Annotated in this window: 18 protein-coding genes; 8 read left to right on the top strand and 10 right to left on the bottom strand. The window is 66.9% G+C overall.

Going from position 1 to position 21,530, the window contains the following annotated elements; translation table 11 throughout:
* Positions 1–2: 2 nt before the first annotated feature.
* Positions 3–1,046: an EamA family transporter RarD gene (gene rarD / locus UC32_RS01475; RefSeq protein ID WP_045729503.1), complete on the top strand. Its 1,044-nt coding sequence runs from the start codon at positions 3–5 to the stop codon at positions 1,044–1,046.
* Positions 1,047–1,056: 10 nt separating this feature from the next.
* On the opposite strand, the gene UC32_RS01470 is transcribed toward rarD, so the two are convergent.
* The 7 genes from UC32_RS01470 to UC32_RS01440 all read right to left on the bottom strand — a co-directional run bounded on the left by UC32_RS01470 (position 1,057) and on the right by UC32_RS01440 (position 11,643).
* Complete coding sequence (locus UC32_RS01470) at positions 1,057–2,742, bottom strand: endo-1,4-beta-xylanase (RefSeq protein ID WP_045729502.1); 1,686 nt, start codon at positions 2,740–2,742, stop codon at positions 1,057–1,059.
* 42 nt (positions 2,743–2,784) lie between these two features.
* Positions 2,785–4,578, bottom strand: coding sequence for a polysaccharide deacetylase family protein (locus UC32_RS01465; RefSeq protein ID WP_045729501.1), 1,794 nt, complete (start codon positions 4,576–4,578; stop codon positions 2,785–2,787).
* 56 nt (positions 4,579–4,634) lie between these two features.
* Positions 4,635–6,407: a polysaccharide deacetylase family protein gene (locus UC32_RS01460; protein ID WP_045729500.1), complete on the bottom strand. Its 1,773-nt coding sequence runs from the start codon at positions 6,405–6,407 to the stop codon at positions 4,635–4,637.
* 19 nt (positions 6,408–6,426) lie between these two features.
* Entirely contained in the window at positions 6,427–7,764 is a 1,338-nt protein-coding gene (locus tag UC32_RS01455; protein WP_045729499.1) for a glycosyltransferase family 2 protein, read from the bottom strand.
* 2 nt (positions 7,765–7,766) lie between these two features.
* Entirely contained in the window at positions 7,767–8,312 is a 546-nt protein-coding gene (locus UC32_RS20675) for a hypothetical protein (protein WP_045729498.1), read from the bottom strand.
* Between the two features lie 516 nt (positions 8,313–8,828).
* Entirely contained in the window at positions 8,829–10,199 is a 1,371-nt protein-coding gene (gabT, locus tag UC32_RS01445; RefSeq protein WP_045729497.1) for a 4-aminobutyrate--2-oxoglutarate transaminase, read from the bottom strand.
* Between the two features lie 13 nt (positions 10,200–10,212).
* Positions 10,213–11,643 (bottom strand): aminobutyraldehyde dehydrogenase, encoded by a 1,431-nt coding sequence (locus tag UC32_RS01440; protein WP_045729850.1) that lies wholly within the window; start codon positions 11,641–11,643, stop codon positions 10,213–10,215.
* Positions 11,644–11,809: 166 nt separating this feature from the next.
* On the opposite strand from UC32_RS01440, the gene UC32_RS01435 reads away from it, so the two are divergent.
* Positions 11,810–13,246, top strand: a complete 1,437-nt coding sequence (locus UC32_RS01435) for a PucR family transcriptional regulator (protein ID WP_045729496.1) — start codon at positions 11,810–11,812, stop codon at positions 13,244–13,246.
* A gap of 34 nt (positions 13,247–13,280) precedes the next feature.
* Here UC32_RS01435 and UC32_RS01430 read toward each other — a convergent pair whose 3' ends face one another.
* Positions 13,281–13,580 carry a helix-turn-helix domain-containing protein gene (locus UC32_RS01430; RefSeq protein ID WP_045729495.1) on the bottom strand — a complete coding sequence of 100 codons (300 nt, stop codon included), beginning with the start codon at positions 13,578–13,580 and terminating at the stop codon, positions 13,281–13,283.
* Positions 13,581–13,693: 113 nt separating this feature from the next.
* On the opposite strand from UC32_RS01430, the gene map reads away from it, so the two are divergent.
* Positions 13,694–14,476: a type I methionyl aminopeptidase gene (gene map, locus UC32_RS01425; RefSeq protein ID WP_045729494.1), complete on the top strand. Its 783-nt coding sequence runs from the start codon at positions 13,694–13,696 to the stop codon at positions 14,474–14,476.
* 71 nt (positions 14,477–14,547) lie between these two features.
* Here the strand turns inward: map and UC32_RS01420 are convergent, their stop codons facing one another.
* Positions 14,548–16,167, bottom strand: coding sequence for a CYTH and CHAD domain-containing protein (locus tag UC32_RS01420; protein ID WP_045729493.1), 1,620 nt, complete (start codon positions 16,165–16,167; stop codon positions 14,548–14,550).
* A 151-nt stretch (positions 16,168–16,318) separates the two neighbouring features.
* Between UC32_RS01420 and UC32_RS01415 the strand changes: the two genes are divergently transcribed.
* The 3 genes from UC32_RS01415 (at position 16,319) to UC32_RS01405 (ending at position 19,609) form a co-directional block, all read left to right on the top strand.
* The gene (locus UC32_RS01415) at positions 16,319–17,650 is read left to right on the top strand and encodes an MFS transporter (protein ID WP_235423562.1); all 1,332 of its coding nucleotides are present in this window, start codon (positions 16,319–16,321) and stop codon (positions 17,648–17,650) included.
* A gap of 6 nt (positions 17,651–17,656) precedes the next feature.
* On the top strand, positions 17,657–18,337 hold the full coding sequence (locus tag UC32_RS01410; protein WP_045729492.1) for a FadR/GntR family transcriptional regulator: 681 nt from the start codon (positions 17,657–17,659) through the stop codon (positions 18,335–18,337).
* 108 nt (positions 18,338–18,445) lie between these two features.
* On the top strand, positions 18,446–19,609 hold the full coding sequence (locus tag UC32_RS01405; protein WP_082071851.1) for an AI-2E family transporter: 1,164 nt from the start codon (positions 18,446–18,448) through the stop codon (positions 19,607–19,609).
* 99 nt (positions 19,610–19,708) lie between these two features.
* Here the strand turns inward: UC32_RS01405 and UC32_RS01400 are convergent, their stop codons facing one another.
* Positions 19,709–20,245, bottom strand: coding sequence for a hypothetical protein (locus UC32_RS01400; RefSeq protein ID WP_045729847.1), 537 nt, complete (start codon positions 20,243–20,245; stop codon positions 19,709–19,711).
* A 156-nt stretch (positions 20,246–20,401) separates the two neighbouring features.
* Between UC32_RS01400 and UC32_RS01395 the strand changes: the two genes are divergently transcribed.
* Positions 20,402–20,692: a hypothetical protein gene (locus UC32_RS01395; RefSeq protein WP_045729846.1), complete on the top strand. Its 291-nt coding sequence runs from the start codon at positions 20,402–20,404 to the stop codon at positions 20,690–20,692.
* A gap of 3 nt (positions 20,693–20,695) precedes the next feature.
* Positions 20,696–21,526: a DUF1206 domain-containing protein gene (locus UC32_RS01390; protein ID WP_045729491.1), complete on the top strand. Its 831-nt coding sequence runs from the start codon at positions 20,696–20,698 to the stop codon at positions 21,524–21,526.
* Positions 21,527–21,530: the final 4 nt, after the last annotated feature.

Here is a 21,530-nt window from a genome sequence, read left to right as displayed (position 1 = left end):
TTATGGGTTCCGTGCCGCACCCCGATCCTTCCTCCTCCCCCGCATCTCCTCTCCCGGCTTCCGCCCATGCCCCGGCCCGTCCGGACGCGGCGACCGCCAGGGCGGCGGATGCCGCGGTCAATGACAGGGACACGACGGCGGGAATCCTCTTCGGCATCGGAGCGTACGGGCTGTGGGGGCTGCTCCCGCTGTACTTCTTCGTGCTCAAGCCCGCCGGCGCCGTCGAAATCGTGGCCAACCGCGTGGTGTGGTCCCTGCTGTTCTGCGCCCTGCTGGTCACTGTAACGAGGGCGTGGCCAGCCCTGATCGCCGCACTCCGCACCCGTGCCGTCTTCGGTTCCCTGGCGCTGGCGGCCTTCCTCATCGCCGTCAACTGGCTGACGTATACGTACGGGGTGACCACCAACCAGGCGGTGGAAACCTCGCTGGGCTACTTCATCAACCCGCTGGTCTCCGTGCTGCTCGGCGTGTTCGTCCTCAAGGAGAAGCTGCGCCCGCTGCAGTGGGCCGCCGTAGCCATCGGTTTCATTGCGGTCGGGGTGCTCACCTATTCCTACGGCAAGCTGCCCTGGATTGCCCTGACGCTGGCGTTCAGTTTTGGCCTGTACGGCTTCGTAAAGAAGCGCGTGGGCCCCCGCGTGGACGCCGTGACCAGCCTCAGCGTGGAAACCGTGGTGCTGGCACCGTTCGCGGCCGCCACCATGGTGACCCTCGGCGTTTCGGGGGCCGCCACGCTGACCACCCAGGGAGCCGGCCACTTCTGGCTGCTCCTGGCCTCCGGCGTGATTACCGCGGTTCCCCTCGTCTTTTTCGGCGCGTCCGCGCGCCGGCTGCCGATGACCACCATCGGCCTGCTGCAGTATTTCGCCCCGGTCCTGCAGTTCATCGTGGCCCTCGTGGTCTTCCGCGAAGCCATGACCGCGGAGCGCTGGATCGGCTTTGGCGTGGTGTGGGTGGCGCTGCTGCTGCTCACGGTGGACATGCTCCGGACCGCGCGTAAGAATGCTCTGGCCAAACGTCGGACTCCGCTGCAGGCCGCCGGCTGAACGGTCCGGGTCAACCGCCCAGCACTTTCCTTATCGCGTCGTAGGGCGGGGTCGGCTTGCCGTTTTCGAACAGGTAGTCGTGTCCCTGCTGCAGGCTTCCGTCGTCGTCGATCAGCCAGTCGTAGCGGTTGTCCACGCCCCACGTCGTGTAGGAGACGCAGGCGCTTGAACGCAGGCAGGTGTCCAGGATGGTGGCATACTGCGCCGCCTGGACGTCAGTACCGTCGTCGTCCGCCACGTCGTTTTCCGAGATGCGGACGCGCAGCCCGGCGTCCTGGAAGTTCCGCAGGGTCTTGGTGAGCTCGCCGGCCGGGATGGCGTCGGTTTCGAGGTTGTAGACGTGGGCTTGGAGGCCCACGCCGTAAATGTGCCCGCCTGCGGCATTCGTGTCCAGGGCGAGCTTGAGCAGCGCGTCCTGGCGGCGCCCCGGAACGTCCGCCCCGTTCTCGTTGATGAACTGCTTCACCTGCGGATCGGCCGCGTAGACGGCCTGCGAAACGGCGGCCGGGTAGGCCGGTCCGAAGACGCGGTACCAGATGTTCTGCTGGAGGTCCGTGCCTTGGTCAGTGTCAAAGGGCTCGTTGACAACGTCCAGGGAATCGAGCCGGCCCCGGAAGTGCGTCACGACGGCGGTGACGTAGTCGAGCAGGGCCTCCGCACTGGCGCTGCGCTCCGCTTCGGTGCCCGAGGGAAGTTCCTGCATCCAGCGGGGCATCGCCTCCGTGAAGGCAATGGTGTGGCCGTGCACGGCCATGCCCTTGCTTTCCGCGACCGCGAGGATCGCGTCCGCCTCTTCGAAGGTGTAGGCGCCCTGCTGTGGGGAGAGGTTCTGCGCCTTCATCGCGTTCTCCGGGGTGATGGCGCCGAAATTCCCCACGAGCACCCGCCCGTAGTCGGCGTCCGAGGCCAGCGGTCCGAGTGCCACCGCGGCACCGATCCTGAAGTCCGGACGGATCCGTGCCGCCAGCGCCTGCAGGCCATCGGGCAGTTGGCTTGCCTGCTCGACGGCGGGACCCGCCGCGGTCAGGGAGACACCGCCGGGAGCGGTGGCAGTTAGGGATCTGACCTGGAACGATCCGGCGTCGCTCGCGAGCCCCAGCCACAGCTGCCCGGAGCCGAAAATGCCGTGCAGGGACCGGGACAGCACAGTGTTCCCGCCGCTGCCCACCTCAAGCTTGTCCCCGGACCGTCGCACTGTGAGCTCCGCCCCGGGGTCCTGGAGCCGGACCCGCTCGTCATGCGCCGGTTGGGGATTGGTCACGGACTTTTGGCGTGAGCCGTCAAAGACCGCAATATCCAGGTCGTCGCCGCGCAGGGTGAGCCGCAGGCCCGCGGGTTCTATCCGGAACTCGTCGGCGATCACCGGCGGGCTGTCGTAGACCGTCAGGGAGGCATCGGCCGTCACGTCGGTGAACGATGCGCTGAGGGTGAAGTCACCGGTGGCCACGAGGTGTGTTCCGGCCAGGTTGACCGGCGGGTTTGGCTGCCCTCCCCCGCCGTCCTGTTCCACGATGCTCCGCGACGTGGCCGCCACCCGCAACCCGCCGTCGTCGGGCGTCACCCCTGACGTATGCTGCCAGTCCTGCTGGAGCAGGTTGACCACCATGTCAGGCTCCGGACTGTCCGGCGTGCAGCCTGCAAGGGCGAGCAGGACGCCGGACGCCAGCACGATCGCTACGCGCGGGCGCCAGGCCATCCTGTCTCCTCCCATCCGGTGCCCTCAATCCTGGGCCGGGCGTCAGGGTTTGGTCCAGCGGACGTCGTCGAAATACGCCTGCAGCCCGGAGTTGGCCTGGACGATGACCTGCAGGCTTGCCTTCGCCACCGTGGTGGTGCTTGGCGAGTAAGTCAGGTCCACGTTGGTCACTCCAGCGGCCGCCACGCCGAGCTTGTACTGCCCGGAGATCCACTGTCCTGCGGCGTTGTACTCGTCGATGTAGAAGCCCACCTCACCGCTGGTGCGGGCTGCGACATTCAGGTACCCGGCGATGTTGTAGGTCCCGGCCGTAACCGCCACCTGGGGTGAGAACAGATGCTTGTTCGCCGTCGTGGACGCCAGTTTGACGGAGTTGACCGGGTTGGCGGGACTTCCGTGGTTGGCTGCGTCCGCCACGATGGTGGGCGCGGAGTCAGTGGTCCAGCCCGAGCTGATCCCGGCGTCGAAGGTGCCGTTGGCCACCAGGTTGGTGGACGTTGGCGGCGGCGGGGTGGTCCCCGCGGTCAGGGCCAGCAACTGCACGTTGTCCAGGTAGGCCGTAATTCCGCTGCCGGTCACCCACACCTGGAGGCTGGCCTTGGCCACATTGGTGGAGCTCGGCGTGTAGGTGAAGTTCATGGCCTCCACCCACCTGGTGTTCTCGCGCTTGCGGAACTGTCCGGAGATCCACTGCCCGGCCGCGTTGTACTCGTCCACGTAGAAGCCCACTTCGCCGCTGGTGATGGCAGCGACGTTCAGGTAGGACTTGAACAGGTAGTTCGTGGTCGGTGACACTGCCACAGCCGGCGAGAACAGGTGCCCCGTTGCCGTCCCGGACACCATCTTGATGGACCGGGCAGCGTCCGGGAAGCTGCCGTTGGTTGCGGCGTCGGCCGTGATGGCCGCAGGTGCATCGGTGCGCCATCCGTCGGCGATTCCCGTGTTGAACGACGGGTTCGGCATCAGGTTCGGTGAACCGGTCACGAGGCCCTTGCTGACGTTGACGTTGCGGATTTGCCCGGCAGCCACCTTGGTCTTCACATAGGCGGCGAGCTGGTCCAGTTCCGCGGTGCCGTACTGGTAGTCATCGGGGACCTGGCTGGGGTTGGGCCGGATGTCATGGAACGTGAAGACCACCCACTGCTTGTTGGCGATGGCTGCGTCCACCTGGGCCTTCAGCGCCGTCACCGGGGTGGTGACTTCCTGGACCGGGACGTTGCGGAGCAGGTAGTCGCCCAGCGGCCAGATGTTGTTGCCCGTGTCGGCGAAGCCGCGCATGGAGCTGTAGTATTTGGCCACCCGCGCAACCGCCGACATGTCGTAGTCGCCGTAGGGTGGCGCGAAGGCCGTGGCATTGATGCCCTGGGCGGCCAGTGCCGACTTGCTGTTGGCGAGCTGGGCTTCCACCTGCGCTGCGGTCAGCTTGTTCGCCTGGCAGTCATCGCCAACGCTGACGAGGCACTGGTGGTTGACGGTGTGTGATCCGATCTCCCAGCCGTAGGTGTTCTGCAGCTGCAGGATCTGGCTCCAGGTCATGTAGGGCACATCGGTGTTGGCGCGGCAGGTGTTCGGTACTGTCGTCATGCCGACGCAGCCGGTGATCACGTAGTTCGTGCCCGTCAGCCCGTACTTCTGGAGGGTGGGCGCGGCCTGCGTCAGTGCGCTTTGGGCGCCGTCATCGAAAGTGAAGGACACGAGGGGCCCTGGTGCGGGGTTGTCCACGGCCGCGTTGGCCGCCCCCGGCGTCAGCAGCGCGGCGGCCATGGCCACCACCGCCACCACGGTGCTCATGAGCTTGACGCGCCAGGGCGCCAGGCTGGATCTGGTTCCGGTCATGTGCTGTTCCGTTCTTTTTGGGGCCGGCGGCGCCGGGTTACACCGCCGAAGTCTGGTCAGGGTCCCTGCAGCTTTTCGAAGGCCTGCATCACCGGCTGGACCTCGATATTGCTGTCGTCGATCAGTTGCAGCTGGGCGGCGAGGACGTCGCTGGTGATGGTGCTCCGGTCCGCCGCGATGCTGTGTTCCTGGGTGCCGGTGGACTGCGCCGTGGAAATCTGGTGGTAGACGAGGATGAGCCATCCGTTCATCCGGGCCGTCTCGGCCAACGCTTCAGACAACGTGGCCATGGTGGTCTGGTCCGTCACGTAGAAGACCTTCAGGTCCTGCTGGTCCAGGCTTTGCCGGGTATTGATGCCGTCGTCCGTGCCGCGGACGATGTCGAAGTATTTTTTGGCATACCAGTCCACCTGCGGGTCGTGGCGGCCGTACGGGGGCGCCAGGTCCCTGGTTTCAAAGCCGGCCGCTGCCAGCGCCTCTTCGCTCTTGCGCACCTGTTCGTCCAGGCGGTCCGTCCCGATGGAGGTCAGGTCCACGTGCTCGTAACTGTGCGCGGCGATCTCGTGTCCGGCCTGGTGCAGTTGCTGCACCTCGGCCGCGGTCATGAAGTTGGGTGTCTCGATGGAACTGGCGTTGACGTACTGGGTGGACCGGAATCCATGCCGGTCCAGCAGCGGAAGTGCACGGTCGTACACCGATTGCCAGCCGTCGTCGAAGGTGATCGAGACCATGGGCTGGCTCCAGCGGAGGGGACCGGGCTTCGTGGTGTCGGTGAGCGAGTAGTTGCGGACGCTGGTGGTGCCGTCCCCGTGGGCCACCAGCGTGACCATTGCCGAGGTGGCTCCGGCGGGTGCCTGGAATGCCTCGCTGACGGTGGTCCATTCTCCGGCGGGCAGCACGGTCTCCAGGCTGTGGAATGCGCGGCCACCGTTGGCGAGCTCGAACTCGGCCACCACATCCACCTCCCTGTCGGACCGGTAGGTGGCTCCGAATTCGAAGGACCTGTCACCGGTCACCGGGATGGGCTGGTACTGCCATTTCGCCTCGCCGGACTTGTAATTGGAAATGCGCGTCCAGAGGTAGCTGCCGCCTGCGTCCTGGCTCCGGCCGGACTCCGCCGTCAGCGCCCCGGAGGAATAGGGGGACCATGCATCGGGTCCGGAGGGCTGGATCCCTGTGATTCCAGGGTTCGGGATGAGGTTCGGGCCGGGCGGCGGTGAGGGCAGGAGCAGGACGTCGCTGGCCGGTTCCAGGTAGGCTCCTTCGATCTTGAGTGCGCCCTCGGATGCCAGCCTGAAGACGTACTCGACGGCGGTTGTCGCCTCGCCGCTGTCGAAGGCATCGCTCACCGTGTAAGGGGTGTTCCCGGGCCGCTCCAGCGGGTTCCGGAGCTGCTCCAGAACGGTGCTGCCATCGGCCAGGAACCGGCGGGCCAGCAGGGTGAAGTCGGTGTCGCTGGAGGCAAAGGCCTTGAAAAGGTAAGTCTGGTGGGGCTGGACGTCCACGCGGGGGGTTGTCAGCGTAACGTCGCCCGATCCGTAGCCGCTGATGTCCAGCCGGAGCGCCTGGCTTTGCAGCTCTCCGGCGGCCAGCTCAAGCGAGGTTTCGGCGGTCCCGCTGCGCCGGACGGTCCAGCCGCCCACCTGCCCGGCCGGGTCCGGCTGGCCGGATGCTGCGGGGATGACCCCCGCTGACGGGTCGAAGGCGGGGAGCAGGTTGGCGCCGGGCCGTGCCTGGGCCATGCTGCCGCTGCCCCGCGTGTACACCAGCCAACCGGCGGTGATCAGTGCCACCACAGCCAGGATGACCACGAGGGGGTTCAACAGCACACGAAGTAACCGCCGCCGCTTACGTGGCATTGGCCACCACCAGGCTGCCGGCCCGCTGCGGTGACTTCCAGGTGTTGATCTCGGGACGCCGGAAGAGGCCGCGGGAGCGCAAAATGCAGCGAAGCGCCGCCGTCAGCTGCACCAGGTCCATGATGTAGAACAGGAAGTATGCCGTAGGGGCGTAGACGGAGAGCCGGCTGCGTTCACGCACTGTCAGGTTCTCGTCCATCCACACGGTGAGCAGCGTGTAGGCGGTAATGGTGGCATAGGCACCAAGGACCAGCGCAGGGGTGTGCGTGGTCAGCGACCAGTAAACCGCGTAGGTCCAGGCCAGTGGCGATATCAACAGCGTGAATTCGCTCAGCAGGGCCATGGGCATCCGGTAGTAGGTCAGGGTAGGCGTGTACCTGCGGCTCGGGTTCAGCATCATGCCGCGGTACTTGATGAGGTTCTGGATGCTGCCGTACTTCCACCGGTAGCGCTGCTTGGCCAGGGCGCGCAGCGAGAGCACGCCCTCGGTCTTGGCCACCACGTCGGCACCGTAGATCATGCGGAAACGCCGGTTGCCCAGGTTGGTGATCTTGGCGCTCAGCCCGATGTCCTCGGTCACGGTGTCCGTGTCGTAGAAGTCCACTTTCCGCAGCACGCGCATCCGGTAGGTGGAGGCCACACCGCCCACCACGAACTCGGCGTTCAGGAGGGAGTAGAACTTCTTGGAGCGGTAGCCGATCATGTGCTCAAAGCGCTGCAGGATGCCGAGTACGGTGGTCTCCTCCAGGATCTGCACGTTGGCGGCGACTCCGGCCACGCACGGATCATCAAAGTAGGACAGCGCGTTGGTGATGGTTTCCGGCCCGATGATTGAATCGGCGTCCAGGGTCATGGCGAACTGGCCACGGGCGTGCCGGCGGAGCACCGAGTTGAGCGCTGCACCCTTTCCGATGTTGCGGCGCATCCGGACCAGGTGCAGGTCCATGGTGGGGTGCCGCAGTTGGTAGTCCCGGACCAGCCTGCCGGTCAGGTCCGATGAGGCGTCATCGGCGACGAAGACCTCGAAGGAACGGTAGATGCTTGTGCCGATGGACTCGAGTGTCCTGACGATCACCGCTTCCTCGTTGTGGGCGGCGATGACGATCGATACCAGCCCCGGAACTTCGGGGCGGGCCCGCCGGGTCCAGGTGGCCGTCGCGGCGCATTCCGGCTGGAATTGGCCGGGTGCCCGCACGCCCCTCATTCCCTTGCGCCGCTGCTGCCAGATGTCGTAGAAGTTGGCGCCCGCCAGGTAGAGGCCGAAGTGCACGACGTAGAGGATGCTGACGCCGGCAAACAGCCAGAAGATGACGAGTGCGAAGTCCATGCTCACCCCTCCGTGGAGCTGGCGAGAGCAGGAATGTGCCGGCGCCGGCCGCGGAAGATGCGGCGGTGCACCTGAACCGGCGCGGCCACGGTGGCCGATACCTCGGCGGGCTGCAGGTCGTCCCTGAAGGTGGCGTCCGCCGCCATGACCTCGATGAGTCCGGCCTGGGAACGTTCAGCCTGGGTGTCCGCCGCGGCGGCAGGACCAGGCGTCAGCACTGCCGGCATCAGCGCCCCGCGTGCCGGGGCCCCGGGCGCCGGAGCCCCGGGCGTCGGAGCCCCGGGCGTCGGAGCCTCGGGCGCCAGCGCCGGCGGTGCCGTAACAACGGGCTTCAGCACAGGCGGTGCCAGTGCAGCAGCAAGTGCCCTGCGGGTGGCACCCCTGCGGTACAGGCCTACGCCAACGAAGCGGATCACCACAGTGAGGACCACCAGCCCCCACAGCACCAGGCTCAGCTGGGCTACGAAATCGAGCAGGCCTTCGAACATGGCCCCGTCCCGGCCGAAGGTGGCCTGTGCAGGCACTGCAATGCTTTCGATGCCCCTCATCGGAGGCCCTCCCTTGCTGTGTACGAGAACTGCATCGCGTCATTTCCCCTCTGTGTTGTGCAGGATGTCCATGGCCGGCCTGGGGTGATGCGGCTGCCGCCGCCCGAGCCCTTTGCCGCCGTCCGCATGTTGGTAGGCGCTTACTCGCTTCGCTGTGAGGCGTTCGTCATTGTGGAGGGGCTTCGCTGTCCGGAAACTCCTCAAAGTTGCACTCCAGGGGCCGCTTTCCGGGGTCCCGGTGTGTCCAAGTTACGAGTAGCTGAGGACGCTTAACACGAGTACCAAGTACTCCAAAAAATTCTTGGGGATACTTACCGCAACCGGCCTTAACCAGTGGGTGGTTAGGTGTTTGCCGGGCAGGCAAGTAGGGGGCATTAGGTAGTCCGCCTTCCCGGCCGCCGGGAGTGGGTAGTTACCCGGGGAGGTGGGCTGCTGAAAGGGGAAAATACGTGTTAACCAAAAAGGCAGCACCCCCGCAATGCGGGGGTGCTGCCGTGGTGCTTGTCGGCCTGCTGTCTAGGCGTGGGCCTTGATGGCGACGGCCAGGACTTCGAGGCCGTCCGTCAGGAGCTCATCCGTGATGACCAGCGGCGGGAGCAAACGGATGACGTTGCCGTAGGTGCCGCAAGTGAGGATGATGACGCCTTCCTTCAGGCAGGCGGCGGCAACGGCCTTGGTCAGTTCCGGGTTGGGCTCCTTGGAGCCGGCCTGGACCAGTTCGATGGCGAGCATGGCACCACGCCCGCGGACGTCGCCGATCACCGACTTCCCCGAACCGGCAAGCTCACCCTGCAGTTCGCGGAGGCGGCCGGTGGCCAGTTCTTCGATGTGCTTGGCACGGTTGTTGAGGTCGTATTCCTCCATCGAGCCGATCGAGGCCAACGCAGCGGCGCAGGCCACCGGGTTGCCGCCGTAGGTGCCGCCGAGGCCGCCCGGGTGGACGGCGTCGAGCAGGTCTGCCCGGCCGGTGATGGCGGACAGCGGCATGCCGCCGGCGATGCCCTTGGCCATGGTCATGATGTCGGGGACGATGCCCTCGTGGTTGACGGCAAACCATTCGCCGGTGCGGCAGAATCCGGACTGGACTTCATCGGCGATGAAGACGATGCCCTTCTCCTTGGCCCAGGCTGCCAGCGCCGGCAGGAAGCCCTCGGCCGGGACGATGAAGCCGCCCTCGCCCTGGATGGGTTCAATGATGATCGCGGCCACCTGGTCGCCGCCGATCTGCTTCTCGATCATGGTGATGGCGCGCTTGGCGGCCTCGGCACCCGTGATGGCGGGGTTTTCCTCGCGGTACGGGTAGCTCATCGGCATCCGGTAGACCTCGGGCGCGAACGGGCCGAAGTTGGTCTTGTACGGCATGGCCTTGGCGGTCAGCGCCATGGTGAGGTTGGTGCGGCCGTGGTAGGCGTGGTCGAAGGCCACGACGGCGTCACGTCCGGTGGCCAGGCGGGCCACCTTGACCGCGTTTTCCACGGCCTCGGCGCCGGAGTTGAAGAGGACGGTGCGCTTTTCGTGGTCGCCCGGGGTGAGCCGGTTCAGCTGCTCGGCGACGGCCACGTAGCCTTCGTACGGGGTGACCATGAAGCAGGTGTGGGTGAAGTGCTCCACGGCTTCCTTGACGGCACCGACGACGGCGGGATCGGACGCGCCCACGCTGGTCACCGCAATGCCGGAGCCCAGGTCGATGAAGGAGTTGCCGTCGACGTCGTGGATGATGCCGCCGTCGGCGTCGGCAACATAGACCGGGACGCTGGAGGCGACGCCGGCAGCCACCACGGACTTGCGGCGCTCGGTCAGTGCCACGGACTTGGGGCCCGGGAAGTCGGCCTGGACGTTGCGCTTCTGCTCCAGGCGGAAGGTGAGGTCTGATGCGGTGGTGGTCATGAGGGTTTTCCTTCTAGGAGTCGAGGGCGGACATCACGTGCTTGATGCGCGTGTAGTCCTCCACGCCGTACATGGAGAGGTCCTTGCCGTAGCCGGACTGTTTGAAGCCGCCGTGGGGCATTTCGGCGGTGAGGAGGATGTGGGTGTTGATCCAGACAGCGCCGAAGTCGAGGTCCCGGCTCAGGCGCATGGCGGTGCCGTGATTGGTGGTCCAGACGCTGGAGGCGAGGGCGTATTCAACCCCGTTGGCCAGCTCCACGGCTTCTTCCTCGGTGCTGAACTTCTGGACCGTGATCACAGGGCCGAAGGTCTCCTGCTGCACCACATCATCGGTCTGCTTGGCGCCGGTGATGATGGTGGGCTCGAAGAAGTAGCCCTTCTCCCCCGCCCGGTGGCCACCGGTTTCGATGCGGCAGTTGGCCGGCAGGTTCTCCACCACGGAGGTGACGGCGTTGAAGTGGTTCACGTTGTTCAGCGGGCCGAAGTAGTTGTCTTCGTCGTTCTGCGAACCGGTGTGCAGGGTCCGGGTGTGCTCCACCATGGCGGCGACGACGTCGTCATGCACGGAGTCCTCCACCAGGACCCTGGTGATGGCGGTGCAGTCCTGGCCTGCGTTGAAGAAGGCGAATTCGGCGATGGCCGCGGCGCTCTTCTTGATGTCGGCGTCGGCGAACACGATGGCCGGCGCCTTGCCGCCAAGTTCCAGGTGGGCGCGCTTGAGGCCCTTGGCGGCGCCGGAAGCGACGGCAATGCCGGCACGGACCGAGCCGGTGATGGACACCAGGCCGGGGACCTTGTGGTCCACCATCATGGCGCCGGTCTTGCCGGTGCCGAGGACAACGTTCAGGACGCCTGCAGGCAGGATCTCTCCGGCCAGCCGGGCCAGCACCAGCGTGGATTCGGGCGTGGTGTCCGAGGGTTTGAGGACCACAGTGTTGCCCGCGGCCAGGGCCGGGCCGATCTTCCAGATGGCCATGAGGAACGGGTAGTTCCACGGGGCCACCTGGGCTACGACGCCAATGGGCTCGCGGCGGACATACGAGGTGTGGCCCTCGAAGTATTCGCCTGCCGACTTGCCCTCAAGGATGCGGGCGGCACCGGCGAAGAACCGCAGCTGGTCGGCACCGGCGGCAACTTCTTCGGACGCGATAAGGGAGCGGACCTGGCCGGTGTTGCGGTGCTGGGCCTCAACGAGTTCGTCGCTGTTGGCTTCGACGGCGTCGGCGAGCTTGAGCAGCATCAGCTGGCGCTGGCCGGGGGTTGCGTGTTTCCAGCTCTTGAACGCCTCCGCAGCCGCTGCCATGGCAGCGTCCACGTCAGCCTGCACGGAGATCGGTGAGTGCGCCACGACGTCGCCGTTGGTGGGGTTGACCACGTCCAGCACCTCAGTGCCGGCGGGAGTGACGAACTTCCCGTTGATGAAGTTCTGCAAGGTTTGGACCACGGTGTGCAACCTCTTTCATAGGGGCCAACGCGCCCGGCGGAGACCACGGCGGATGGATGGAACTGCCTTGAGCCTATGCCAGCCCCCAAGCCGAGTGAATAGCCACCTGCACACCCTTCGCGCAGGGGCTTAGTGCGGTTGTCCAGCATCCCCGTATCCTTGTTCCATGGCCATTTCCCTCGCAGCCCTGCTGGGCGTGAACTCCCTCAAGCTGTCCAAGGCAGGGGTAGCCGAGACCACCTGGCACCAGGACATTAACTGGGTTGCTGTCACGGAGCTGGAGGACCCGCAACGGTTCCTCAACGGCGGCGAACTGATCCTCACCACGGGACTGAGGTTGAAGTCCGCCCCGGAGCAGCGCCGCTTCGTCCGCCAGGTCCAGCGGGCCGGTGCCGTGGGGATCGGGTTCGGGGTGGGACTCTCGCACGAGGCGGTCCCGCCGGCGCTGCTGGCAGAGGCAAACCGGTGGGGCCTGCCAGTGGTGGAAGTCCCCTACGAGACCCCCTTCATCGCCATCACCAAGCTGGTGGCCGATGCGCAGTCCGCGGACCACTACTCCAAGCTTGAACGCCTGATCGCCGGGCACCAGATCCTGGCCCGTGCGCTGCTGACCGGCGGCGGCCTCGCCGAACTGCTCAAGCAACTCGGCAGCATGCTGCGCACGGACATCGCCCTCACGCAGTTCACGGCCCAGCTGTACAACAGCAGCTCCGCCGCGCCCGCAGCCGATTCCTGGTCCTCCTTTCCCATCCCCACGGGCCGCCGCGACGCCTGCACGCTCTGGGTCCGCCAGCCATTCGAGGACACCGGAATCGTGGGCTATGCCCAGAACCTCATCAGCGTGGAGCTGAACAACATGGTCAAGCAGCGGCAGTCTCAGCGTGCCCTGTGCGGGCAGGTGCTCGAGGACGTCATCCACGGCGCCCTGGAGACCAGCGAGGCGCAGCGGAGGCTTGCCGGGGTGGGCATCAACAGCACCCGCAAAAACGTCGTGCTGCTGGCCGTCTCCCCCGCCCACCACAAGGCATTGGGGAGCACCTCGGTTCCGCGCGCGCTGGAAGGCGCGGTGGCCGCCGTCGTGGGTAAGGACCTGGTGGTGGTGATCAACGACGACGGCGGCGCGGCGCCGGCGTTGGCGCGCCAGCTCAGCGACCACTTGGCGGAGGCGGGAATCCACGCGATCATCGGCATCGGCGGCGCCTACACAAAGCCGAACGGCCTGCGCTGGAGCTACTTCGAGGCCCGTGATGCGGCAGGACACGGACTGCCTGTCAACGAGCCTGAACGGTTAAGCCTGACCTCGCTCCTGCTGGCCAGCGAGGACGTGCCCCTGGCGGACATGGCCCACGAATCGCTGAACCCGCTGCGGGCCTTCGATGCCGCCCACGGTGCCGAGCTGATGACCACTTTGGAGAGCTACCTCACCAACAACGGTTCGGTGGCGGCCGTGGCGGAGCAGCTCACGCTGCACAGGAACACCGTCCGCTACCGGCTGGCCCAGATCACCGAACTGACAGGGTACGACCCCTCGGTCACGCCGGACCGGGTGCAGCTGTGGCTGGCCCTGGCCGTGGCCCGCCTGTCCGCACGGCAGGGGAAATAGCGGCCCGACCGCTGGGCACGGACCGCCCTGGAACCTAGGACGCGAGCCGCTGCGGAGCCGTGCGGGCGGTGGCCCGGCCCGCCCCTGACGAGGGCTGATTGATCTCGGCCCACACCTCGTCGAGGGAAAGCCCCAGGACGTCGGCGATGGCCGCAATGGTAGGGAAAGCAGGCGTGGCCACGCGGCCCGACTCGATCTTCCGCAGGGTCTCCGGAGACACCATGGCCTCTAGCGCAGTCCCAAGCATCGAGCGGTCCCCCCGTGCACGCCGCAGCAGCGCACCGAGGCGCTGTCCGCGCTGGACTTCTTCGGGGGTAAGCGGCAATCTGACCATGGTTCCAATAATAATACCGGGATAATATGGCCGGTATAGTTATTGGCCGTAAACCCCGCTGGAAACACAGGAAAGCCACCCTGGAACGGGCCAGCCACCGGAAAGGGCACCGCATGATCGAGATCCTCAACCCCGCCGAGATCGCCAAGGCCCGGGTGACGGGCGCCCTGGTGGCCGACATCCTCCAGGCCATGAAAGGCCGGGCCACCGTAGGCACAAACCTGCTGGAGATCGACCGCTGGACCGCGGAGATGATCACCGAAGCGGGCGCGGAATCGTGCTACGTGGACTACGCACCTTCCTTTGGCCGAGGTCCGTTCGGACACTACATCTGCACGGGAGTCAATGACGCCGTGCTGCACGGACTCCCCCGCGACTACGCGCTGGCGGACGGCGACCTGCTGACCCTTGACCTCGCCGTCGTCAAGGACGGCATTGCTGCCGACGCCGCCATCAGCTTCCTGGTGGGCGGTTCCGCTCCGGCCGAGAGCGTCGCCATGATCGACGCTACCGAGCGCGCCCTGGCCGCAGGCATCGCCGCCGCCGGGCCCAATGCCAAGATCGGGGACGTTTCCTACGCCATCGGCCGCGTCCTCACCGATGCCGGCTACCCCATCAACAGGCAGTTTGGCGGCCACGGCATCGGCTCCACCATGCACCAGGACCCGCACGTGCCCAACATGGGCCGGCCCGGACGCGGCTTCAAGCTCCGCCCCGGCCTGATGCTGGCCCTCGAACCGTGGATCATGGCGGATACCGCTGAACTCGTCACCGACTCGGACGGCTGGACACTCCGCAGCGCCACCGGCTGCCGGACTGCCCACACCGAACACACCATCGCCATCACCGAGGACGGGGCTGAAATCCTGACCCTGCCCACGGGAACACGCCCCTAACCCCGTTGCCCTATCAGATTTGGTCCCTAACACAGGGTTTTAGGGACCAAATCTGATAGGGCAACCGGGGGTTAGAGTACGCCGCCCCGCAAGAGGTCCCGCGACTTCCTGCGGGCCTTGCGGTACTTTTTCTCCGCCGCGGCCATGAGCTCACGCTGCCTGGCCAGCAGGTCCGCGAGGACTTCCGTGGCCGCCGGCGGCGCTTCGGAGCCCAGCCCGGCCAACAGCTCCCGGGCAATGACGGCATCGTGGTAATCGCCAAGAATCTTCTGCTGCCGGTGCGCGGCTTTGGCAACTTTTCGCGCACGTTTGCCGCTGACGGCCGCCGCAGATTCTGCGACATGCCGCAGCCGCTTGGCGTCCTTGCGCACCTGATGGAGGGCGGTGTCACGCTCGGGTCCCCGGCGGGCGTGCGAGGCCGCCTTATGGGAGCGCCGGATCCGCTTTGCCGCCTTGTCCACCGCTTTCGCCACCGCGCGCCGCCCCGGCTCCACGGCGGTGCCGCGGACCGGCGGGGTGTCCCGGAAATCTTCGAGGCTGTCCAGGAGACGGAAGTAGCGCTCGGATGCCAGCGCTTCCTGCAGGAGCCGGTAGCCGGCGTCGAACGTTGCCCCCGCGCGGCGGTCCAGGAAGTCCCGGGCCGCTTCTGTGCCCTCACCCGGCGGCAGTTCATCGATTTGGCCCAGCAAACGTGAGCGCAGCACCTCGGCATCCCGGGGCGCACCCAGCACCCCGCCAAGCCATGAGAGCTCGTCGCGAAGGCGCCGCACGGGAACGGCCCGGTAAAGCTTGCGGTAGGCGGCGAGCGCAGACCGCATCCGGCGGGCGGCAGAACGCATGTCGTGAATCGCTTCCGGCTCTTCCAGCCGCACCCCGGCGTCGCGTTCAAGAAGCTGGTTTAGCTGGCCCGCCAGGAAGACTGTGACGACGGCGGCGGCCGGAGCCTTCTTCCCCGCCAGCAGGGCTGTGCCGGCGCCCGGTTCACTGCCCGGGGCCTTCGAGGTTCCGCCTGCGCCCAGGGCCTTGGCCAGCTTGGACGCATGGCCTGCTGGACGGGCGCCGGCGGCGGCGAGGACCTGGCCGGCAGGTTCAAAGAGGCTGGTTGATCCATGGACCAGTTCCAGTTCCCATTCGCGCCAGTGCCTCCCGGCGGCGGCCGGCCCGCCGAGGGGTTGGGCTTCCACCCTGTCGTCGGCCAGGTCTGCCAGGTGCACGCCATCAGGTCCGTAGAGCGGGTAGGTTGTCCGCCCGGTCTTCAGCCGCACCACAGGCACAAGGGGGTTGCCGCGCACGAAGGCCTGCACGTAGGCCAGCAGGCTGTCGGGTACGACGTCCGGCTGGCCCAGCGGGGCGCGCATCTCGCGCCGCCGGGGTGCGGGCTCCGTCTGGGTCATTCCCTCAGGAACGGGGGCCTGGGCGGGAGGCTTCCGGGAGCTGGTTTCCTCGGCTGACGCCGCCTCCACCGGCAGCTTCAGGTGCCATCCGGCATCCGTCCCTCCCGTGCGCCGCCGCAGGGTAATGCGGCGGGACCGCAGGGCCTGCTGGGCGGTGTCGAAGTAGACGGCTTCCAGTTCGGCGGTGTGGGCCTCCCCAACCCGCGCCACTCCGGGAAGATGTTGGAGCTGCGGCACCACGGCATCATCGCCGACGTCGTACTTCTTCTCTACCTCCACTGCCTGCACAGCCTTCACAATCGCTCCTCCCACGCGTCCGGTACCGGCTGCGGCCCTACCGGCCGGGCCGCCGGGCTCCCGCTCGCATTCTATGGCCCCCACCTGCGGGGTCGGGAGAGGTTCCCCACAAAACCCTAGACATCAAACGTCTAACCTTTAGTCTGGAAAAATGTCCGCCTCACCACCGCCCGCCCCCGCCCGCGCGTCCCGCCCGCCCGCACCTGCCTTCACCGCTGGGGAAGCCCAGCTCAAAGCAGCGGAGCAGAACCCAGCGCAGCCCGACGCAGTGCAGCCCAGCCCAATTCAGGGCAATGTGGCGCAGCTGCTGGCAACGCCAAAGACGCGCACCGCCGTCGTGTTCAGCATCATCGCCCTGGTGCTCATCGGCCTGAACCTGCGCGCCGGCATTACAGGGGCTTCGGCGCTGCTGCACGACCTGCAGCTGGTACTCGGCTACGGCCCCCTGGTGGCGGCAGTCATCCCCTCAATCCCTACGCTGTGCTTTGCCCTGGCTGGGGCGGCGACGTCGTGGCTGACGGGCAAGATGGGCGTGGAGAAGGCCATCCTGCTCTCCCTGGCCCTGCTGGCCGGCGGACTCCTCCTCCGGGGCATCCCCGCAACGGGGATGCTGGTGGCCGGAACCGTGGTGGGCATGTCCGGGCTGGCTGTCTGCAACGTAGCCATGCCATCCTTCATCCGCGAACACTTTGCGGCCCGCACGTCGCTGATGACGGCGGTCTATACGGTCACCATGACCACCGGCGGTACGGTGACGGCTGTGGCCGTGGTGCCGCTGGCACAGGCCCTCGGCTCACCGTCAGCGGCGGTGGGGTCGATCGGCATCATGGCCCTGGCCGCGCTGCTGGGCTTCCTGCCCGTTGCGCTGCACGCCCACCGGCACAGCGCGCGGCCCACTGGCGGCGGCACCTTGCCGTGGCCCCTGCTGCGGACCCGCAAGGGTGCGCTCCTCACGGCGATCTTCACGCTGCAGGCGCTGCTGGCCTACGCCCTGCTGAGCTGGTTCCCCTACATGCTCACCACGCTGGGGCTCAGTGCCTCCGAGAGCGGCCTGATGTTCGGCGTGATGCAACTGGTGTCCGTCCCCGCCGGCGTGCTGCTGATTGCCCTTGGCTCCCGGCCCGGGATGCTGCGTCCCGCGTTCTACCTGGTCAGCACCACCATGGCCGCGGGCGTGGCGCTGCTGCTGTTCCTGCCGGTCAGCCTGTCAATCATTCCTGCAGTGCTGCTGGGATTCGGGTTGGGCATTTTTCCGCTGGTCATGGTGATGATCAGCCGCAGCGGAAGGGACACCGCCGAAACCACGGCGCTCTCTACGCTGGCCCAGTCCACCGGCTACCTCCTGGCCACAGCCGGCCCCTTCGGCATGGGCATGCTGCACAGTGCCACCGGCGGCTGGACCCTTCCGCTGGCACTGCTGCTGGTGCTGGCCGTGGTGCAGATGGCAGTGGCACACCTGCTCACGTCCGGGAAAGTAAAGTAGCAAGCCATGAGCCTTAGCCCGTCCGTCCGTCCGCCGCTTGCGGACGAGGTCACCGCCAAACTGCGCGCCATGATCCACTCCGGCGAGTGGCCGCTCCAACAGCGGATCCCTTCCGAGTCAGAGCTCATGGCCCGCCTGGGCGTTTCCCGAGGCACGCTCCGCGAAGCGGTCAAGGCCCTGGCGCACAGCGGAATGCTGGAGGTCCGGCGGGGTGATGGAACCTACGTGCGCGCCACCAGCGAGATTTCCGGCGCCGCCCGCCGGCTGTTCCAGGACCACACCGCCGAACACATCCTGGAGGTACGGCTGGGCCTGGACACCCAGGCGGCCCGGCTCGCCGCCAGGCACGCCACGTCCGACGACGTCTCGGCACTCCGGACGCTCCTCACCGCCCGGGACCAGGCCTGGCGCAGCGGCGACTGCGAAGCCTGGGCAACGGCAGACTGGGGCTTCCACGCGCGCGTGGCCCAGGCGTCGGGCAATCCCCTGTTGCATGAGCTGTACGTCAGCTTTGGCCCGGCCCTGCACCAGGACCTCCTGGCGCAGCAGAAGCGGCCGGGGTTCGACGGGCTTCCCCTGGAGGGGCACGGCATCCTGGTGGATGCGATCGAGCGCGGGGACGCCGACGCCGCGGTGGCCACCGTCAACCGGAACCTCAACTCCTGCGCCGAATGGCTCACCGCGTAGGCGGCTCGTTTTCGCCTGGGCCGGACCGGTCAGTAGGCTTACTAGCTGACCCAGCTCCCCCCTTCCGCTGTGCCCCGGTGGAATTCGCTAACCCTGAGGACCCTTCACATGGCCCTGTTCTCCCGCCATCCCCGCCGCACATGTTCCGAGCACGGAACTGCCGCCACCCCGGAGGGCGGCAGCAAAACCCCGCAGCAGCTGTGGGGTGACGGCTACGGCCGGGTGGGTATCCGCGCGGCCCAGACTCTGCTCATCCTCGCGGTGTCCGTAGTAGCGGTCTTCGCACTCCTGCAGGTCAAGCTGCTGGTGATCCCCATGCTGATCGCCCTGATCCTGGCGGCCGCCATCAGCCCGTTCGTGAACGTCCTCAAAAGGCGCGGCATCAACGACGCGCTAGCCACCGTCATCGCTTTCGTGTCGCTCCTGGTTGTCCTGGGCGGGGTTTTCACTGTCATCTATTTCTCGGTCCGGAGCCAATGGGACGACCTGGTCCAGCAGGCCAGTTCGGGGCTGGACCAGCTGCAAAGCTTCCTTCAAAGCGGGCCGCTGCACGTTGACGAAGCGCAAATCGATGCCGCCCGGAACGCGATCGTGGACTTCGCCACCAGCAGCCAGGCCCGCTCCGGTGCCATTACCGGACTGTCCGTGGTGACGGAATTCCTGACCGGGGCCGTGCTCCTGGTGGTCATCCTGTTCTTTTTCCTCAAGGACGGTGAGCGGATCTGGAGCTTCCTGATCAGCCCCTTCACGGGCGATCGCGCCAGCCGCCTGCGCCGTGTGGGTACGCGCAGCCAGGAAGTGCTGGGCGGCTATGTCCGCGGCACCGCCATCGTTGCCCTGGTGGACACGGTGGGCATTGGCGCCGCACTGCTGATCCTCCAGGTTCCGCTGGCGCTGCCCCTTGCCATGGTGGTGTTTATCGGCGCGTTCATTCCGATTGTTGGTGCCACCATGGCAGGTATCCTCGCCGCCCTGGTAGCCCTGGTAGCGAATGGTCCGGTGGTGGCGTTGATCGTGGTGGCAGTGGTGGTGGCCGTCAACCAGCTTGAGGGCAACCTGCTTCAGCCGGTGGTCATGGGCAAGTCCCTGCAGCTGCACGCACTGGTTATCCTTCTTGCCCTCACCGCGGGCACCCTCCTGGCAGGCATTGTGGGCGCGGTCCTGGCCGTACCAATCACTGCCGTTGCCTGGGCCATCATCAAAGTCTGGACCACCGACGACGGTCAGGGCGCAGGCCGGGACCCGATGGTCGCCGAAACCGCGGCGAAGTAGCCCCTAACGCACGACGGCGGCCCCGCACCTTTCGCAGTGAAGGGTGCGGGGCCGCCGTCGTACGCCCCTGCCCGCCTAACGGAGCGGGCAATGCCGCGGTCAGCGCTGCAAGCCGGCGAAGACGTTCTTGGGCCGCTGCATTTCGCCGTGCTTGGCGCCAAGGACCACCACTGCGCCCGCGAAGGCGGGGATGACCCACTGAAGGGCCTTCAGCTGCTGCTGCGCGGCCTTCAGCTCATCCGACGCGCCGGGCCGCGGCTCAGTAGCGCCTTCCGCCCCCTCGCCGGCAAGCTTCTCCACCTTTTTGCCGAGGATCCCGGAATAGAGCGTGACGGCCGCGCCCGCCACGGTCACGGCCGTCTTGATCACCGTGTCCCGGGCAACGCCGTCCTGCTTGGCGATGCGGCCCTTGTTCTCGAAAGCTATGGCGAGGTCGGCTGCGAGGTGCGTGGCGAACGCTGCCGTCTGGACCGGAGCCCACCGCATCCAGCCCGCACTCGAAAGCCGGGTGCGTTCGGATGGATCCTTTGCTTCCGCTGCCGCGCCGTTCAATCCGATGGCGCCCATCAATGAGCCGCCGAACCATGCTGCTGCCGTCAGATCGTGGACTGACCGGGCAATGAGGTTTCCTGCCATGTTGTACATTCCTAACGTTGAACCGGTTCCGAGCTGCCGCCGGAGCGGCGTTGGCTTTCCGTGGCCCAACCACGGCCACCGTCCGCCTATGGTAAGCACACTTACTAATGTTACGAAACCCCGTCTTCGCTTCCTGAAACGCGTAATATCGTGGCCATGGGAAATACAGGGACATTGTTCGGCTGGGCCTTCGGGGACCCCGCCCGTGAAAGTGAAGGCAAGTACGTGGACGGCCTCCAGGACGAGGCACTCCGGAACGCCCGCGAGACTGCCAAGGCCAAGCAGGTGGACGTGGTGGCGGGCTCGGAGGTCTTCACCGTCCTCAGCGGTGACGATTCCCTGGTGGAACTGGACAACGCGCCGGGCCGCCTGGTGGTCCGCTGCACCGTGCACGTCGAAGGACCCGGCGCGGAGAAGCTTCGTGCCGAAGGGCCCATGAACGGCTGACCGGTGTCCGACGGCGAATCCACGCTCAGCCAGGCGGCCGATGCCGTCGAGGAGGCGTCCAACCATAAGGTCCTGGACGTCCTTGCCCGGCTGGGCTTCGCAGTGATGGCGCTGCTCCACGTGATCGTGGGCGCCATCGCCGTTGCCATCGCTTTCGGCCAGCCCGGCCAGGCCGACGCCACCGGAGCCATCGAACAGCTGGCCGGCAACCCCTGGGGCCCTGCCATCATGTGGGCCTGCGTAGCGGCCTGCGCCGGCTTGTCACTGTGGCAGGCCAGCGAGGCCACCCTCCGCATGCGCGGCGAACCGCGCAAGGAACGGGTCTCGAAGCTTGTCTCCTCCGGATTCCTGGCCATCGCCTACGGCAGTGTGGGGCTGAGCTTCGCAGGCTTCGCCGTGGGGCTCCGTGGGGACTCCGGGGACAGCACCCGGGACTTCAGCGCTGCCCTGATGGGCCACCCGCTGGGACTGTGGGTACTGGTGGCGGTGGGGCTGACGATCATCGGGATAGGCGTCTACTTTGTGGCCAAGGGAGTTACCCGCGGCTTCAAGAAAGAAGAACTCTTCCACTTCAACGGGACCAGGCGGGGAAGGATCGTTGACAGCCTTGGCGTGGTGGGGCACATCGCCAAAGGCATTGCCCTTGGCCTCACCGGGCTGCTGTTCATCATCGCCGCGGCGAAGCACAGCCCGGAAGAGTCCACCGGCCTGGACGGAAGCCTCCAGGCCCTGCGCGACCACCCTTTCGGCCCCTACCTGCTGGTGGCCATTGGTGCCGGCTTCATTGCCTATGGGATCTTCGCCCTGATCCGTGCCCGGTTCGGACACATGTAGCCCG

The sequence above is a fragment of the Pseudarthrobacter chlorophenolicus genome (assembly GCF_000962805.1).
GTDB lineage: Bacteria > Actinomycetota > Actinomycetes > Actinomycetales > Micrococcaceae > Arthrobacter > Arthrobacter chlorophenolicus_A.
Note: the sequence above shows the minus strand (reverse complement) of the source record. Positions and strands in the feature narration are given on the sequence as shown.